12 protein-coding genes are annotated in these 15,363 nt (G+C 71.5%); 8 read left to right on the top strand and 4 right to left on the bottom strand.

Annotated features, from left to right (window positions below):
- Positions 1 to 71: 71 nt before the first annotated feature.
- Together RS82_RS03535 and RS82_RS03530 are read left to right on the top strand one after the other, a co-directional pair.
- Positions 72 to 1,202: an EstA family serine hydrolase gene (locus tag RS82_RS03535; RefSeq protein ID WP_045296956.1), complete on the top strand. Its 1,131-nt coding sequence runs from the start codon at positions 72 to 74 to the stop codon at positions 1,200 to 1,202.
- An 18-nt stretch (positions 1,203 to 1,220) separates the two neighbouring features.
- Positions 1,221 to 2,738 carry a glycoside hydrolase family 43 protein gene (locus RS82_RS03530; protein WP_045296955.1) on the top strand — a complete coding sequence of 506 codons (1,518 nt, stop codon included), beginning with the start codon at positions 1,221 to 1,223 and terminating at the stop codon, positions 2,736 to 2,738.
- 50 nt (positions 2,739 to 2,788) lie between these two features.
- Here the strand turns inward: RS82_RS03530 and RS82_RS03525 are convergent, their stop codons facing one another.
- From RS82_RS03525 to RS82_RS03510, 4 genes are all read right to left on the bottom strand, one after another.
- The gene (locus RS82_RS03525; protein ID WP_245619502.1) at positions 2,789 to 4,285 is read right to left on the bottom strand and encodes a DUF1593 domain-containing protein; all 1,497 of its coding nucleotides are present in this window, start codon (positions 4,283 to 4,285) and stop codon (positions 2,789 to 2,791) included.
- Complete coding sequence (locus RS82_RS03520) at positions 4,282 to 5,328, bottom strand: nucleoside hydrolase (RefSeq protein ID WP_084695442.1); 1,047 nt, start codon at positions 5,326 to 5,328, stop codon at positions 4,282 to 4,284. The genes RS82_RS03525 and RS82_RS03520 overlap by 4 nt, the downstream gene beginning before the upstream one ends.
- A 112-nt stretch (positions 5,329 to 5,440) precedes the next feature.
- Positions 5,441 to 6,691: a D-arabinono-1,4-lactone oxidase gene (locus RS82_RS03515; protein ID WP_045296953.1), complete on the bottom strand. Its 1,251-nt coding sequence runs from the start codon at positions 6,689 to 6,691 to the stop codon at positions 5,441 to 5,443.
- A gap of 24 nt (positions 6,692 to 6,715) precedes the next feature.
- Positions 6,716 to 7,453: a FadR/GntR family transcriptional regulator gene (locus RS82_RS03510; protein ID WP_045296951.1), complete on the bottom strand. Its 738-nt coding sequence runs from the start codon at positions 7,451 to 7,453 to the stop codon at positions 6,716 to 6,718.
- 146 nt (positions 7,454 to 7,599) lie between these two features.
- Here RS82_RS03510 and RS82_RS03505 point away from each other — a divergent pair, with 146 nt between their 5' ends.
- The 6 genes from RS82_RS03505 to RS82_RS03480 form a co-directional block, all read left to right on the top strand.
- Complete coding sequence (locus tag RS82_RS03505; protein WP_045297035.1) at positions 7,600 to 8,913, top strand: ABC transporter substrate-binding protein; 1,314 nt, start codon at positions 7,600 to 7,602, stop codon at positions 8,911 to 8,913.
- A gap of 76 nt (positions 8,914 to 8,989) precedes the next feature.
- The gene (locus RS82_RS03500; RefSeq protein WP_045296950.1) at positions 8,990 to 10,672 is read left to right on the top strand and encodes a hypothetical protein; all 1,683 of its coding nucleotides are present in this window, start codon (positions 8,990 to 8,992) and stop codon (positions 10,670 to 10,672) included.
- Positions 10,673 to 10,825: 153 nt separating this feature from the next.
- Entirely contained in the window at positions 10,826 to 12,241 is a 1,416-nt protein-coding gene (locus tag RS82_RS03495; protein WP_045296949.1) for an MFS transporter, read from the top strand.
- On the top strand, positions 12,238 to 14,016 hold the full coding sequence (locus RS82_RS03490; protein WP_045296947.1) for a dihydroxyacetone kinase family protein: 1,779 nt from the start codon (positions 12,238 to 12,240) through the stop codon (positions 14,014 to 14,016). Before RS82_RS03495 ends, RS82_RS03490 begins: the two co-directional genes overlap by 4 nt.
- Positions 14,009 to 14,494 carry a ribose-5-phosphate isomerase gene (locus RS82_RS03485; RefSeq protein ID WP_045296946.1) on the top strand — a complete coding sequence of 162 codons (486 nt, stop codon included), beginning with the start codon at positions 14,009 to 14,011 and terminating at the stop codon, positions 14,492 to 14,494. Before RS82_RS03490 ends, RS82_RS03485 begins: the two co-directional genes overlap by 8 nt.
- Positions 14,494 to 15,363, top strand: an 870-nt coding sequence (locus RS82_RS03480; RefSeq protein ID WP_045296945.1) for a triose-phosphate isomerase family protein, incomplete at its 3' end; no start/stop codon positions are given. The genes RS82_RS03485 and RS82_RS03480, both read left to right, overlap by 1 nt.

Here is a 15,363-nt window from a genome sequence, read left to right as displayed (position 1 = left end):
GCGGGTGAGCCCCGAATCTGCGGAGTTCTGCACATCGCGACATCGCCCACCCCACCGCCGAGAGGAACCCGATGCAGCACCTGACCACCACGCGCCTCCGAGGGCACGCCGATACCCGCCTCGAAGAGGTCGCCGGGCGCCTGGACGGCCTGCTCGCCGCCGACCCCGACCTGTCGTTCCAGGTCGCGGCATTCCACGAGGGCCGGCCCGTGCTCGACGCTTGGGGCGGACCGCATCTGGCGGAGGACTCGGTGATCGTGCCCTACTCGGTCACGAAGAACGCCATCGGGCTCTCGATCGGCCTGCTGATCGAACGCGGCGAGCTCGATCTCGACGAGCGCGTCGCGACCTACTGGCCGGAGTTCGCCGCCAAGGGCAAGCAGTTCGTCACCGTGCGGCAGCTGCTGTCGCACCAGGCAGGTCTGCCGCAGGCCTCACCCGCTCTCACGTGGGACGAGCTGCTCGACCACCACGCCGCAGCCGGACGCCTCGCGGCGAGCCGGCCGTTCTGGCACCCGGGCAGCGCCTTCGGCTACCACGCCATCACGATCGGGAACCTGGGCGACGAGCTCGTCTTCCGGGTGACGGGGCGGACGCTCCACGAGTTCTACGAGCAGGAGATCCGCGTCCCGCACGGCATCGACTTCTTCCTCGGCCTGCCGGCCGACCTCGAGGACCGCCGCGCCGACGTGCTTCCGATGATCAGACCCGTCTCCGACACCTCCGCGCCGACCTTCTCGGCGCTCGGCCCGGTCGTCTTCGGCTCGATGGGCGGCGACGTGGACCTCGGCAACTCGCGGCGCAGCTGGGAGTACGGCCACCCGGCAGGCTCCGGCACCGGCACCGCCCGGGGTCTCGCCCGCCTGTTCGCGGCGGCCGTCACCGGCGTCGACGGCGCCGACCCCTTCCTGAGCGCCGACACCGTCGCAGAGATCGGCCAGCAGCAGATCCGCGGCTACGACGAGGTGCTGCACCAGCAGGACCGCGCCCACGCGATCGTGTTCCAGAAGCCGTCGCAGCAGCTCGCGTTCGGCGGCCCGCGCTCGTTCGGCCACGACGGCGCCGCCGGCGCGCTCGCCTGCGTCGACCCCGACACCGGCCTGGCCTTCGCGTGGACGGTCGCGCGCGGCCCATGGCCGGGCGGTGCGGATCCTCGTGCCGTCGCGCTCGCGCGGGAGCTCGGCATCCTGCTCTCGTCCTGAACACCCCGGAGGACCCTCGTGACCACGCTCTACAACCCCCTGATCAACGGCTTCCACCCCGACCCCAGCGTCGTGGCGGTCGACGGCGTCTACTACCTCGCGACCTCGACGTTCGAGTACCTGCCGGGCATCCCGATCCACCGCTCCACGGACTTCGAGACGTGGGAGCTCATCGGCCACGTCGCGACCAGGCCCGGCCAGCTCGGCGTCGAGGAGGTGCCCACCGCCGGAGGCGCCTGGGCGCCGACGATCCGTCACCGCGACGGCGTGTTCCACCTCGTCATCACCGACGCGATGGGCCGCGGCATGCTGCACTTCACGGCGACGGATGCCGCGGGCCCGTGGAGCGACGGCGACCTCATCCTGAAGGCGGACGGGTCGGAGTCCGTGGACGGCATCGACCCCGACATCGCGTGGGACTCCGACGGCAACGTGTACATCACGTTCTCGGGCCTCATCCTCGGCGGCGAGAACGTCGGGCAGCACCTGGGCATCCAGCAGGTGAAGGTCGACCTCGATCGTCACCTCGCCCTCGAGGAGCCCCGCTCGCTGTGGTCGGGCACGGGCGGCCAGTTCCCCGAGGCGCCGCACCTCTACGACGTCGACGGCCGCTGGTACCTGATGATCGCCGAGGGCGGCACCGAGCGTGGGCACGGCATCTCGATCGCGCGCGGCGACTCGCCCGAGGGCCCGTTCGAGACGGCGCCGCACAACCCGCTGGTCTCGGCCCGCTCGACGATCCGCCCGGTCCAGAACACCGGACACGGCGACCTGGTGATCGGTCCGGACGGCGACTGGCTGTGCGTGCTGCTGGGGGTGCGGCCGCGCAGCATGACCAGGGCGTTCTCTGCGCTCGGGCGCGAGACCTTCGTCACGCCCGTGCGCTGGGAGGACGACGGCTGGCCCGCGATCGATCCGGTGCTGCTCAACCCTCGACCCGGCACGCGCGTCGAGGTGGACTTCGCCCCCGACCGCGCGCTCGACGGAGAGTGGATCGCCGTCCGCTCGCTGCCCGCCGACCACGCCGATCTCTCGGCGCGGCCGGGCTGGCTCACGCTGCGCGCGGAGGGCTCGACCCTCGACGATGCGCACCCGGTCTTCGTGGGACGCCGCCAGGAGCACCTCACCAGCGCCGTGACGGTGACCGTGGATGCCTCCGCCGGCGTCGGCGGCCTGGCCGTGCGCTACGACGAGCGCTTCCACGTCGAGGTCGAGGCGGGCGGCGGCGAGGTCGTCGGTCGCGCCGTCCTCGGCGGCCTCGTGCAGGAGTGGCGTGCGCCCTACGGCGGCGGCGTGCTCGATCTGCATCTCGAGTCGCGGGGGCCCGAGCCGACGCCAGGCTTCCCGCGCACGAGCGATGTCTTCCACCTGGGCTTCACGCCGGCCGGAGGCGAGCGTGTCGAGCTCGCGGAGGTCGACGGCCGCTTCCTGTCGTCCGAGACGACGGAGTCGTTCACCGGTCGCGTCCTCGGTGTGTACGCCGCGGACGGCGAGCTGGCCGTTCGGCGCTGGATCGCCGAGGGCGACGACGACTGACGGCGCGGCGAGACAGGGGATCGGCGAACCTGGCACCCGGACCGGGGGCGCTACCCGGCGGCGACAGTGAGGATCACTCGCTGGTAGGCGTGGAGCGGCAGCGGTGTGCGGGGGTCGGATGCCTCGGCCACCACGTGGATCGTGTCGCCGGGGCGCGCATCGCCGGGAACCCGGACGGTGACCTCCGAACCCTCGGCGGGCTCGAGCACGACGTCGGCCGTGCACGTGCCCGCTTCGCGGTGGATCCACCAGCGCACCTGCGCATGCGCGCCGCCCGGTCCGCCGACCACGACCGAGAGCCGGGTCTCGGAGCCCGCCGCCACCTCCAGGTCGACGCCGTGGTCGACCGTCAGCGTGGGGTGGTGGTCGGCATCCTCGAACCGCGGGGTCACGCTCCACCGGAGGCGGGCGGCGAAGTCGGCCTGTGCGTGGGCGAACCACCGCACCACCGATCCCTCGTCGCCCGCGGGGGCGCCGTCCGCCCACTCGGCTCCGCCGGGCCGGAACGCGGCATCCGCGAGACCCCACGTGTCGGCGCCCTCGTCGGTCCGGACGTAGCGGCCGCCCCAGCCGCCGTACGACGGATGCTCGTGGGCGCGCAGCCCCGGCGCGAGAAGGTTCAGCATGTTCGTGGTGTCTCCCTCGGAGATCCACTCGCCAGCCGGCTGCGGGTCCATCCACACCTGGTAGCCCCGCGCCCGCAGTTCGTCGGCCGAGAGGCCGGAGAGGTGGAAATAGTCGGTGAGGTCGCCGGGCACCATCTGCCGCCCGTCGCCCCACACGCGGTAGAGCGCGCCGAGAGGACCGACGCTCGTGACGTTGTCGCGCATCCACTCGGCGCCGAGCAGGTGCTGATCGTGCGCCGCGATCGTCTTGCGCGCCATGTACCCCCAGGCGAGAGTGGCCACTTCGATCACCCGGATGCCGGGCCACGTCGGCGCGATGTACTCGTCGTAGGTGGCGTCCTGAGAGGCGAACTTGGTGATGACGGCCTTCGCCGACACCTCTTCGCGGATCCGCTCCCAGTCCGCCGTGCCCGCGAAGCGCTGCTCGATCGACAGGAGGGCGCGCGCGACGGTACTGGGCCCGGCCCACAGCTGCAGGTGGAGCGGCCCGGGACGATCGTCGAGGAGCGCGTCGGCGATGAGCCGTGAGCCCGGCGACTCCGACGAGATGTCGCCCTCGAAGTCGACGTTGCCCTCACGGATGAGCGAGCGCAGGTGGGACGGATCCGGATACCGCGGATCGTGCACGACGAGGTTGTCGTACACCTCCGCGTAGGCGTCTACGGCGTCGTCGATGAAGCGCTCCCCCGGCGCCCAGCGCCACGAGGTCTGTGGCGCGTCGTACTCGCGATCGGGCAGGAAGAACTCCGTGCCGGCGCCGTCGCCGCGCCAATGGAACCTGCTGCTCGCGTAGACGAGGCCCTCGATCTCGACCTCGTTGCTGAACAGCAGGAGCCGGATCATGGAGTTGAGGTCGTCGAGCTCGGGGTCGGCGGTGACGATGGTCCGGGGCCGCGAGACGGCGTTCTCCGGGGCACTCACGAGCCCGCCGCCTGCCATCGGCCGAACTCGGCCAGCTTGACGTAGAAGTCCTCGAACATGAGTCGCGTGTCGACCCACGTGTAGACCCTCATCGGTCTGGCACCGGGGACGTCGACGTACCCTCCGTCGTCGCTCAGGGCAGGGGTCGGGCGCTCGACGTACCGACTCGAGGACGGGTCGGCCTCGAACACCGACTGCAGCGCCGTGAGCAGCACGAGCGGCGAGTCGCCGAGGGCGTAGGTCTCTGCTCCGCCGCCGACGTGGGTCGCGACCATCCGCATGACGAAGGCCACCTCGTCGTACAGGTAGCGCCCGAGCGGACCCGTCTCGGCGACGCGCACGCGCAGCTCGGCATCCGAGACGAGGCACTGGCGGTACACGTCGCGCGGCACCTGCCACAGCGGGATCGGCGAGTCGCCGAAGACGACCTGCCCGGCGACCGGGTCGATGAGCAGGTTGTACTCGATCGGCATGGCGCTCGGCGGCGGCACCGCGAGCCCCTCGTGCTCCTCGCCGCCGATCCACACGAGCGTCAGCCGCTCGGCGACGCGCGGCTCGACGAGGTAGGCCGAGGCGATGTCGGTCAGCCCGCCGCCGGCGACGTAGAACAGCGGGGTGGACACGTCGTCGCGCAACGCCTCGGCGACGATCGCGTCGACGGCAGGCGACGGGCGCGGCGTGCTCCGGTCCGCCAGCGGCTCGTCGGAGCCGACCACGATCACCTCGGTGGAGGTCAGGCCCATGCGGGCGAAGACGTCCTTCGCGATCACGGCGGCGTTCTGCGCACTCCGGCCGGAGGGGTCGAAGCCGTCATCGGCACGAAGGTGCGAGGCGACGACGAGGCGCACCTCGACGCTGGGCGACAGCAGGTGGTGCACGAGCTGGTAGAGGTCGTCGGGATCGCCCGAGAAGTCGTTGTCGATGATGATCCTCGCGCGCGGAGCGCCCAGCGGGGGCAGCCTCTGCCACGGCGTGGTTCCGAGGCTCCAGCTGCGCGCGGCGCGGTCGGTCGGGCGGGTGTCCCCGCTCGGAATCTGCGTCATCTTCGACTTTCCCTTTCGCCGCGGCGTCACGAACGATCTCCCGGTCACTGTAACACCGGTTGACCAATTCAGGATCGACTCCTGCCATCTGTGACGCGCCCGGCCGCGCGGGTCAGCGGGGGGCGCGGACGCCCAGGCGCTCGAGGTGGGCATTCGAGAAGCGGCCCTCGGGGTCGAGGCGCTCGAACACGGCACGGGCGTCGGCCAGGCGCGGGTGCACGCGCTCGATCGCGGCGCGGTCGAACCCGTGGAGCTTGCCCCAGTGCGGGCGCGCGTCGAACGGCTCGAGCGCGGCCTCGACACGTGCGACGGCGGCGGCGACCTCGTCGGGGTGGTTGTGCCAGGTGAAGTGGATGATCACGACGTCACGGCGGTAGGCCGGGCTCAGCCACAGTTCGTCGCGAGCGGCGGTGCGCAGCTCGGTCCAGATGAGATGCGGACGGATGCTGTCGCCGAGCGTCCGCACCGCCTCCAGCGCCGCCCGGGCATCCTCGCGGGCGACGAAGTACTCGCTCTGGATCTCGTCGCCGAACGACGGCTCCGCGTCGAGGCGGAAGTGCGGCAGCCGCAGCATCCACGGCCCGGGCACACCGGCGATCTCGGTGATGTTGTCCTCCACGCCGAGGGGCGAGTCGCTCCCTGTCGCGCGGACGCCGTCGAGGATCGTGTCGGGCACCGGGTCGTCGTCCGCGTCCAGGCGCGTCTTCAGCCACACGTAGCCGACCGACGGCTCCTCCCAGCGCGAGAAGACAGAGACGCTGTACCCGGCGGAGGTGAGGGCGTCGTAGTCGGCGAGCGCGGCCTCCCACGTGACGCCGGTGTAGATGTCCTGGCGGACACGGAATGCGGGCACGACGTCGAGGGTCAGCGACACCACGATGCCGTAGGCGCCCAGGCCCACGACGAGTGCGTCGAAGTCGGGCTCGCCGCGGCGCACCTCATGCACCTCGGCGTCGGCTCCGACGTAGCGGAGCGCCCGGACGGATCCCGAGAGCACCGGATTCGCGTCGCCCGAGCCGTGGGTGCCCGTCGCCGTCGCGCCGCCGACGTTGATGTGCGGCAGCGACCCCATGTTGCGAAGCGCCCACCCGCGGTCGTCGAGCCACACGGCGAGCACGCCATAGCGGATGCCGGCGGGAACGGTGACGGTCTCCGCGGCCTCGTCGAGCTCGAACTCGGCCGCGAACCCGGTCACGTCGACGAGGGTGCCGGCGGTGTCGGGGAGGTCGGTGAACGAGTGACGCGTGCCGAGCGCGCGCACGCGTCCCGGCTCACGCAGCACCCGCTGGACGTCGTCGACCGACGTCGCCTCGACGATCCGGGGCGCTGCGTACTCGTAGGTTCCAGCCCAATTGCGCGGCATCGCGCCTCCTTCGGACGATGCGGTTCAGGGTGCGGCTTCGGCCGCCAGGCGCTGCGAGGCGGTCGCCATGTGGAGGGCCATCGCCGAGGCGGCGGCATCCTCGTCCTCCGCCTCGATCGCTTGGAAGACGGCGTCGTGCTCGTCGATGGCGATGCGGGCCTCGGCCTCGTCGTGGACGGCCCGGTCGGCGTACACCTGCAGCAGCGACCGCACCACGTGCAGCAGGTCGATCAGCGTGTCGTTTCCCGCGGCCGCGGCGAGCGCGTTGTGGAAGTCGAGGTCCGCGCGCGCGAAGGCCCTGAGGTCGCCCACGCCGCTTCGCATGCGCTCGAGCGATCCTGCGATCGCACGGAGATCGGATGCTTCGGCCCGGCCCGCGGCGAGTCGTGCGACGTAGATCTCGAGTCCCGAGCGCAGCTCGAGCAGTTCGGCCGTGTTCTTCTGGCCGATGAGGAGGCCCCAGCGCAGCGTCTGCGGCAGCAGCTCGCTCGCGGTGCCGCGGAGGTACGTGCCCGAGCCGGGACGGACGTCGACGATGCCGAGGATCTCGAGCGCGGCGAGTGCCTCTCGCACCGCGGACCTCCCGACGCCGAGCGTCGCCGCCAGCTGTCGCTCCGGGGGCAGGCGGGTGCCCGCGTCGAGGTCGCCGCTGGTGAAGAGGTCCATCAGGCGGCGCGCGACCTCCGAGACCGGCGTGCCGGCCGGAAGCGCGCCCAGCGCCGCCGTGATCTCGGCCGAGCGGTCGTCGGGGTAGGCGGGCATGCGAACAACTTACGGCAGTCGTGGCGATTCCGGGATTGCTTTCGGTCAACCGGTTTGTCAGACTGTGGAAAGGCGACGTCAGTCGCCTTTCTCACGGCCAACCGAGAAAACGTTTCCTGATGCTCGAAGACGAGAGGTCGATCACAATGAAGTTCCGAAACAGGGGAGTCATCGCGGGAGTGGCAGGGGTGGCGCTGATCGCCCTCGTCGGACTCACGGGCTGCGCGTCCGCCGCCCCCGCGAGCAGCCAGCCGACCCTCGACCCCGACGAGGAAGCCTCGATCACCTTCACGTTCTGGGGCAACGACGTGCGCGCCGAGCTCTACAACGAGGCGATCGCCGCGTTCGAGGAGCAGCACCCCAACATCGATGTCTCCGTGCTGTTCCTCTCCCCCAACGACTATTGGGAGAAGCGCCAGATCGAGGCCAGCGGCGGCGGCCTGCCCGACGTCGTCACGATGGATCTCGCCTACATCCGCCAGTACTCGCAGAGCGGCTCGCTGCTCGACCTGGAGCCGTACCTCGGCAGCATCATCCAGACCGACCCGATCGAGCCGTCGGTGCTCGGCGCCGGCGTGGTCGACGGGGTCACCACGGCCGTGCCGATCTCCACGAACGCGTGGTCGATGTTCATGAACACGACGATCCTCGACGAGATCGGCGTCGAGCCCTTCGCCGGCGGCACGTGGGACGACTACTACGAGTGGGTCGCCGAGGCGACCGACGCCGCGCAGGCCGCCGGGGTGCAGGACGTCTGGGGCGGCGTCGACCCGTCTTCGCGCTTCGTGAACTTCGAGATGCAGCTGCGCGCCGAGGGCAAGGACCTCTTCGATGACGAGGGCAAACCCGGCTTCGACGAGGAGCGCCTCACGGAGTACTGGGAAGAGGGTGCCGACGCGCGCGCGGGCGGCGCCTTCGTGCCGCAGCAGCGGGTCGCCGAGGTACAGCCGCTGACGGCGTTCGATGCCGGGCTCGGCGCGAGCGACACGCAGACCGACAACTTCCTCGCGGGCTACCTCGCGAACCTCGGCGAAGGCAACGAGGTCACGCTCCAGGCTCCGCCGCTGTCGGTGGACGGCGCGAAGGACCTCTACCTCAAGGCGTCGCAGATGTACTCCATCGCGGCGAACTCGGAGCACCCCGCCGCAGCCGCCACGCTCATCGACTTCCTCATCAACTCGCCGGAGTCGGGCGAGATCTTCGGCACCAACCGCGGCCTGCCGGCCTCGGAGACGGCACGCGAGGCCGCCGACCTCGACCCGGTGAGCCAGGACATCGTGGACTACGAGGCGTCGATCGCCGACCGGCTGGGCGAAGCGCCGCCGGCGCCGATCGTCGGCTACGGCTCGCTGCACGAGAAGTTCCGCGAACTCACCGAGGAGCTGAACTTCGGCACTCTCACGATCGACCAGGCCGTCGAGCAGTTCTTCGCCGAGATGGACGTGGTGCTGAACCAGTAGCCCGTTCCGTGCGGCGGCCGACTCCACGCGACGTCGGCCGCCGCACCTCCCGTTTCGCCCTCCGAGGAGTCTCCCCGTGCCCGTCGACGAATCCGCCGCCCCCTCACCCGTCCCCACCCCGCCCCGTCCGTCGCTCGGCATCCAGGGGCCGGTCGTCGCGTTCCAGGATCCCTGGGCGGGAGCCGCCTCGGACGAGATCATGCGCACGGGAACCGGCATCCCCATCCCGTCGCAGGATCCGCCGCCGACGCCGCGCGAGTTCGTGGGCGCGCTGCGCGATCTCGGCGCCGACTTCTACGTGCACCACGTCATCCCGACCCACGCCGACCACGGCGCACTGCTGGGCGACCTCGCCGACGCCGGCATCGACCTCGTGCTGGGCAACGAGTACGGCAACATCAACGGCCCCTTCGTCGACGGCACGAACCGGTACGACCTCCCGGCCGGGCTGATCCGGGATGCTGCGGCCGCCGGCGTGCTCGCCGGCGTGCTGTACGACGAGCCCGAGCACCTCCAGATCCACGCCGATCAGTACCGGCACGACGCCCACCTGCCCCACTTCGGGCAGACCGAGGGCCTCGGGCCGGACGAGGCCGTCGCGGTGATCGACGACACCGTGCGCGGCATCGTGCGCGAGGTCGACGCCGCGACCTCCGCTGCGGGCTCCGCGTCCGTTCCGGTGCTCGCCGAACAGGTGTTCCCGGTGATGTTCCACACACTCGCCCGCGCCGGGATGACGCCGGCGCCCAAGGTGATGAAGGAGTCGTTCCAGCCGCTGCAGCTGGGCACCGCGCTCGGTGCGGCCGTCCAGTACGGGCGCGAACTGTGGATCTGCGCGGATCTGTGGGGCCCCGACATCGGGCCGTGGCTCACCCGCGCCCCGGGCTTTCCCGGGCACTCGCCCGCCGAGTTCGCCTCGGCGCTGCGCCTCGCCTACCTGTTCGCCCCGACGCGGCTGTTCGTCGAGAACGTCGACGTGCTCGTGCGCCACCGCGGTTCGGGAGCGTTCGAGCGCACCGCCCACGGCGAGGTCTGGCGGGAGTTCGTCAGCGACTTCGTGCCGCGGCATCCGCTTCGCTGGAGCCATCGCGATGCCCGCGCCGACATCGCCCTCGTCCATGCCGACGACAGCGACTTCGGTCGCGGCGCGCGGCCGTTCGGCAACCGGACGGCGACGGCGCCCGATACCTCCCGCAGCGTCTTCGAGGCCTGGCACGCCCTCAGCCACGGGCGGCTTCCCGACCACGGGAGCTGCCTCCACATCCCCGGCTACGACTTCCCCCGCCACGAGCTGAACGGCATCCCCCGGCCGCAGTTCCCGCTCGACGCGGGTGCAGCCGAGCAGACCGTCATGCACGGGCTGTTCCAACCGACCCGCAGCGTGCTCGTGTTCGACGAGCACGTGCGCGCCGATCAGCTCGCCGACGCGGGTCTCGTCGTCGTCGCGGGCAGCCGGCTCCCCCGCACGACCCTCGATGCGCTGCACGCTCGCGCTCGGGCCGGCGCGACCGTGCTGATCGCGGCGTGGCTGTGCGATCCCGCGCGTTCGCGGTCGGCGCGGGTCGAGCGCGGGAGCTGGGTCGTGTACGAGGCGCTCGACGACCCCGCCGCGCAGGACGCGATCGCCGCCCACTCGGGCGAACCCGACGTGTGGACGCAGCGCTTCGGCGACGTCGAGCTCCGCATCCGCGCGACGGCCCCCGGCGGCGAGACGCTAGAGTTCGAGATCGCGGATGCTGCGGCCCGCCGCGTCGCCTGAACCCGGACTTCCTCGCGCCCCGGAGGGCGGACACCTCGGGGCGTGACGCGTCGGTGCGGACGAGGCATCCCTTCTCACTTGCAATTGGTCAACCGGTTTGTCACAATGGTCGTCGGAAACCACCTCGATCACCGTCGATGAGCAGGAGTCACCGTGGACCAGAACCAGACCGCCGCAGAGGCGCCCCCCATCGCGCGATCCGCCATCCGCAAGGTGTCGATCCGTCTCGTGCCGTTCGTGGCGCTGATGTTCTTCATCAACTACCTCGACCGCACCGCGATCGGCTTCGCCGCCCCCAACGGCATGAACGAAGACCTCGCCCTGAGCGCCGCTCAGTTCGGCTTCGCCTCGGGCGTCTTCTTCATCGGCTACATCCTTCTCGAGGTGCCCTCGAACCTGGCGCTGCACAAGTTCGGCGCCCGCCGCTGGCTCTCGCGCATCATGGTGAGCTGGGGCATCGTCGCGCTGCTGTTCACCTGGGTGCAGAACTTCGAGCAGCTCGTCGTGCTCCGATTCCTCCTCGGCGTCGCCGAGGCCGGCTTCTTCCCCGGCGCCATCCTCTTCCTCAGCCTCTGGGTGCCCGCGCAGTACCGCGGTCGCATCCTCATGCTCTTCTACCTCGCGCAGCCCCTCACCACGGTCATCGGCGCTCCGCTGGCCGGCTGGCTCATCCAGCAGCACGAGGTGTTCTTCGGCCTCGAGGGCTGGCGCTTCATGTTCTTCGGCGTCGCGATCCCGGCGATCATCGTCGGTGTCATCGCGTGGTTCTACCTCAAGGACAAGCCGGCCGACGCCAAGTGGCTCACCCGTGACGAGCAGGTCTGGCTGACCGACGCGCTCGACCGCGAGAAGGCCGCGACGCAGAAGAAGGAGCACGGCCACGTGTCGGCGCGCTTCGCCTTCAAGAGCGGTCGCGTGTGGGTGCTCTCGTTCATCTACTTCGGCTTCATCTACGGCCTGTACGCGCTCGCGTTCTTCCTTCCCACGATCATCGAGGGCTTCCAGAGCCAGACCGGTCAAACCTTCGACACGCTGCAGAAGGGCCTCATCACCGCGATCCCGTACCTGCCGGCCGCCGTCGTCATGTACTTCTGGTCGCGAGACGCCTCCAAGCGCGGCCTCAAGACGTGGCACATCGCGGGTCCCGCGATCGCCGGTGCCGTCAGCATCCCGATCGCCCTCTTCACCGGTTCGCCTGCGGCCACCATCGCGGTCATCACGATCACCGCGTGCGCGATCTTCGCCGCCCTGCCGAACTTCTGGACGCTCCCGACGCGCTTCCTCACGGGAGCCGCGGCTGCCGCCGGTGTCGCACTGATCAACACGATCGGCAACCTGGCCGGCTTCTCGGCCCCGTTCGTCACGGGCTTCGTGCACGACTGGACCGGCGGCTACGAGGTGCCGATGTTCATCGTCGGCTTCGTCATGCTCGTCTCGGCGGTGCTGATGGTGCTGCTCGCCCGCAGCAACCGCATCAACCCGGTCGTCGTCGACCACGCGGATGCTGCGCCCACCCTGGACGCGGAGGCCCTGCGCGCCGCGGCCGACCCCAAGGGGGATGCGCGATGACGCGGCTGTGGAACGAGCCGGCGGACTTCGCCGACGAGATGATCGACGGGTTCGTCGCGGCGAACGAGCGGTACGTGCGGCGGGTTCCCGGCGGCGTGGTGCGGTCGACGGTGTCGCCGGCCGGTCAGGTCGCGGTCGTGGTCGGCGGCGGCTCGGGCCATTACCCCGCGTTCGGCGGGCTGGTGGGTCCGGGGCTCGCTCACGGCGCCGCGATGGGCAACCTGTTCGCGTCGCCCTCGACACAGCAGGTGTACAGCGTCGCGAAGGCCGCCGACAACGGCGGCGGAGTGTTCTTCTCGTACGGCAATTACGCCGGCGACGTGCTGAACTTCGACGCCGCGCAGGAGCGGCTGCGCGCCGAGGGCATCGCGTGCGAGACGGTCACGGTCACCGACGACATCGTCAGCGCCACGCCGGCGGACAAGCACAACCGCCGCGGCATCGCCGGCGACCTCACGGTGTTCCGCATCGCGGCCGCCGCGGCCGAGGCCGGCGCCGACCTTGCCGAGGTCAGCCGTCTCGCCCGCCTTGCGAACGAGCGCACCCGGTCGTTCGGGGTCGCCTTCACCGGCTGCACGCTGCCCGGTGCCGTCGAGCCGCTGTTCACGGTCCCGGAGGGACGGATGGCGATCGGTCTCGGCATCCACGGTGAGCCGGGCATCGACGAGACCGACATCCCCACCGCCGACGCGCTCGCCGAGCTGCTCGTCGAGAGGCTCCTCGCCGAGGTGCCCGACGGCGTCGAGGTCGCCGGCGCCCGCGTGGTGCCGATCCTCAACGGCCTCGGGTCTCTGAAGTACGAGGAGATGTTCGTCGTCTACCGGCGCATCGCCCAGCTGCTCACGGACGCCGGCCTCGAACTCGTCGACCCGCACGTCGGCGAGTACTGCACCAGCTTCGACATGGCCGGCACCTCGCTCACCCTGTTCTGGCTGGCCGGTGCTGGTGAGGAGAGTGAGCTCGCCCCGTTGTGGGACGCCCCCGTCGACACGCCCGCCTACCGCCGCGGCTCGGTCGCGCCGCAGCAGCGGGTACTGGTGACCGATGCCACGGCCGACCTGGTCGCGGAGATCCCCGACGCCGACGAGGCATCCCGTGCCGCCGCCCAGACCGTCCTCGCCGCGGTGCGCACCATCGTGGACACCGTCGACACCCACGTCGACGAGCTCGGACGCATCGACGCGATCGCCGGCGACGGCGACCACGGCATCGGCATGCAGCGCGGCTCGCACGCGGCCCTCGCCGCCGCGACGGCCGCCGTCGACGCCGGTGCCGGCGCGCGCACCACGCTCGCGCGCGCCGCCGATGCGTGGGCCGACAAGGCCGGCGGCACCTCGGGGGCGCTGTGGGGCGTCATCCTGAACGCGGTCGCCGCGAAGCTCGCCGACGAGGGCCGCCCCGACGCGGCCGCCGTCGCCGCGGGCGTCGCCGCCGGCTCACGCGGTGTCACGGACTACGGCAAGGCCGAGGTCGGCGACAAGACCCTCGTCGATGCGCTGGTGCCGTTCAGCACCACTCTCACCGGTGCGGTGGATTCGGGCGCGGGCCTCACCGACGCGTGGCGCGCGGCGGCGGATGCGGCGACCCGCGCGGCTGCCCGGACCGCAGAGCTCCTGCCCCGCATGGGCCGCGCGCGCACGCACGGCCAGAACAGCGTGGGCACCCCCGACCCGGGCGCGATCTCGCTCGCGCTCATCGTGACAGCCATCGCAGAGACACTCGCCGCCGAGACGCGCGCGACCGACGACAACGAGAAGGAGAGCGCGAATGCCTGAGCTCGAGACTGCCCAGCCGCTGCGAATCGTGATCGGCGCCGATGACGCCGGCTTCGACTACAAGGAGATCCTCAAGAAGGACCTCCTCGCCAACCCCGGCGTCGCCGAGGTCATCGACGTGGGCGTGGACGCCGACGGCCACACCCCGTACCCGAAGGTCGCCATCGAGGCGGCTCAGCAGGTCGCCGCCGGTGACGCCGACCGCGCGCTGCTGATCTGCGGCACGGGCCTGGGCGTCGCGATCGCGGCGAACAAGGTGCCCGGCATCCGCGCCGTCACCGCCCACGACTCGTTCTCGGTCGAGCGCGGCGTGCTGTCCAACAACGCGCAGGTGCTCACCATGGGCCAGCGCGTCGTCGGCATCGAGCTCGCCCGCCGCCTGGTGCGCGAGTGGCTCACGTACCGGTTCGACACCACCTCGGCGTCGGCCGACAAGGTCGCCGTCATCGACGAGTTCGAGACCACCGGGAGTTGCTGATGCCCTCCGAAGATCGGACAACCGCACCGGATTCGGAGGATCCCGCGCGGAACCTCCGAGGTTCACGCGAAACTCCGAACTTCGGATCGGCCCGCGTCACCGTCGGGGTCAGCCTGAAGACGTACTTCGGGCACGAGCGGGCGCGCGCGTGGTTCGCCGACGTCGCGCAGCGCGCGGCCGCGCACCCCGCCGTGGCCTCGGGCTCCGTGCGGCTGTTCGTCATCCCGACGTACCTGCAGATCCCCGCCGCCCTCGCCGCGTTCGCCGGCACCGGGGTGCTCGTCGGCGCGCAGGACGTCTCGGAGTACGAGCCCGGCGCCTACACCGGCGAGGTCACCGCAGCCGAACTGGCCGAGGTCGGCGTCGCGGTCGCCGAGATCGGCCACGCCGAGCGGCGCCGCCTGTTCGACGAGACCGACACCGTCACCGCCGCCAAGGCCGCCGCCGCCCTGACCCACGGCATCACGCCGGTGCTCTGCATCGGCGAGGCCGAGCACCTGGGCAGCCCCGCCGCGGCACTCGCGAACGTCGAGCAGCTCTCGGCCGACCTCGAGGGCGCGCCCGAGGGACCGGTCATCGTCGCCTACGAGCCGGTCTGGGCGATCGGCGCCGCCGAGCCCGCCCCCGACGCGCACATCGCCACGGTGACCCGCGCCCTCCGCGCGGCGATCGAGGCCGACCCGGACCGCGCCGGCAGCGTCGCCATCTACGGCGGATCCGCCGGCCCCGGCCTGCTGACCCGCCTCGGCGAAGCCGTCGACGGCCTCTTCCTCGGCCGCTTCGCGCACGACCCCGACGCGCTCGTCGCCGTGCTGGACGAGGCATCCGCCCTCGCCCTTCACCGCTCCCCCGCCCCCACTGCATCCGTC

It is taken from the genome of Microbacterium trichothecenolyticum (genome assembly GCF_000956465.1).
Lineage (GTDB): Bacteria > Actinomycetota > Actinomycetes > Actinomycetales > Microbacteriaceae > Microbacterium > Microbacterium trichothecenolyticum.
Note: the sequence above shows the minus strand (reverse complement) of the source record. Positions and strands in the feature narration are given on the sequence as shown.

What these genes read in the sequence shown, in the direction of transcription:
- RS82_RS03485 (WP_045296946.1), top strand. Translation starts at nt 14,009, where the DNA reads ATGCCTGAGCTCGAGACTGCCCAGCCGCTGCGAATCGTGATCGGCGCC.
- RS82_RS03515 (WP_045296953.1), bottom strand. Translation starts at nt 6,691, where the DNA reads ATGCCGCGCAATTGGGCTGGAACCTACGAGTACGCAGCGCCCCGGATC.
- RS82_RS03535 (WP_045296956.1), top strand. Translation starts at nt 72, where the DNA reads ATGCAGCACCTGACCACCACGCGCCTCCGAGGGCACGCCGATACCCGC.
- RS82_RS03520 (WP_084695442.1), bottom strand. Translation starts at nt 5,328, where the DNA reads ATGACGCAGATTCCGAGCGGGGACACCCGCCCGACCGACCGCGCCGCG.
- RS82_RS03490 (WP_045296947.1), top strand. Translation starts at nt 12,238, where the DNA reads ATGACGCGGCTGTGGAACGAGCCGGCGGACTTCGCCGACGAGATGATC.
- RS82_RS03505 (WP_045297035.1), top strand. Translation starts at nt 7,600, where the DNA reads ATGAAGTTCCGAAACAGGGGAGTCATCGCGGGAGTGGCAGGGGTGGCG.
- RS82_RS03510 (WP_045296951.1), bottom strand. Translation starts at nt 7,453, where the DNA reads ATGCCCGCCTACCCCGACGACCGCTCGGCCGAGATCACGGCGGCGCTG.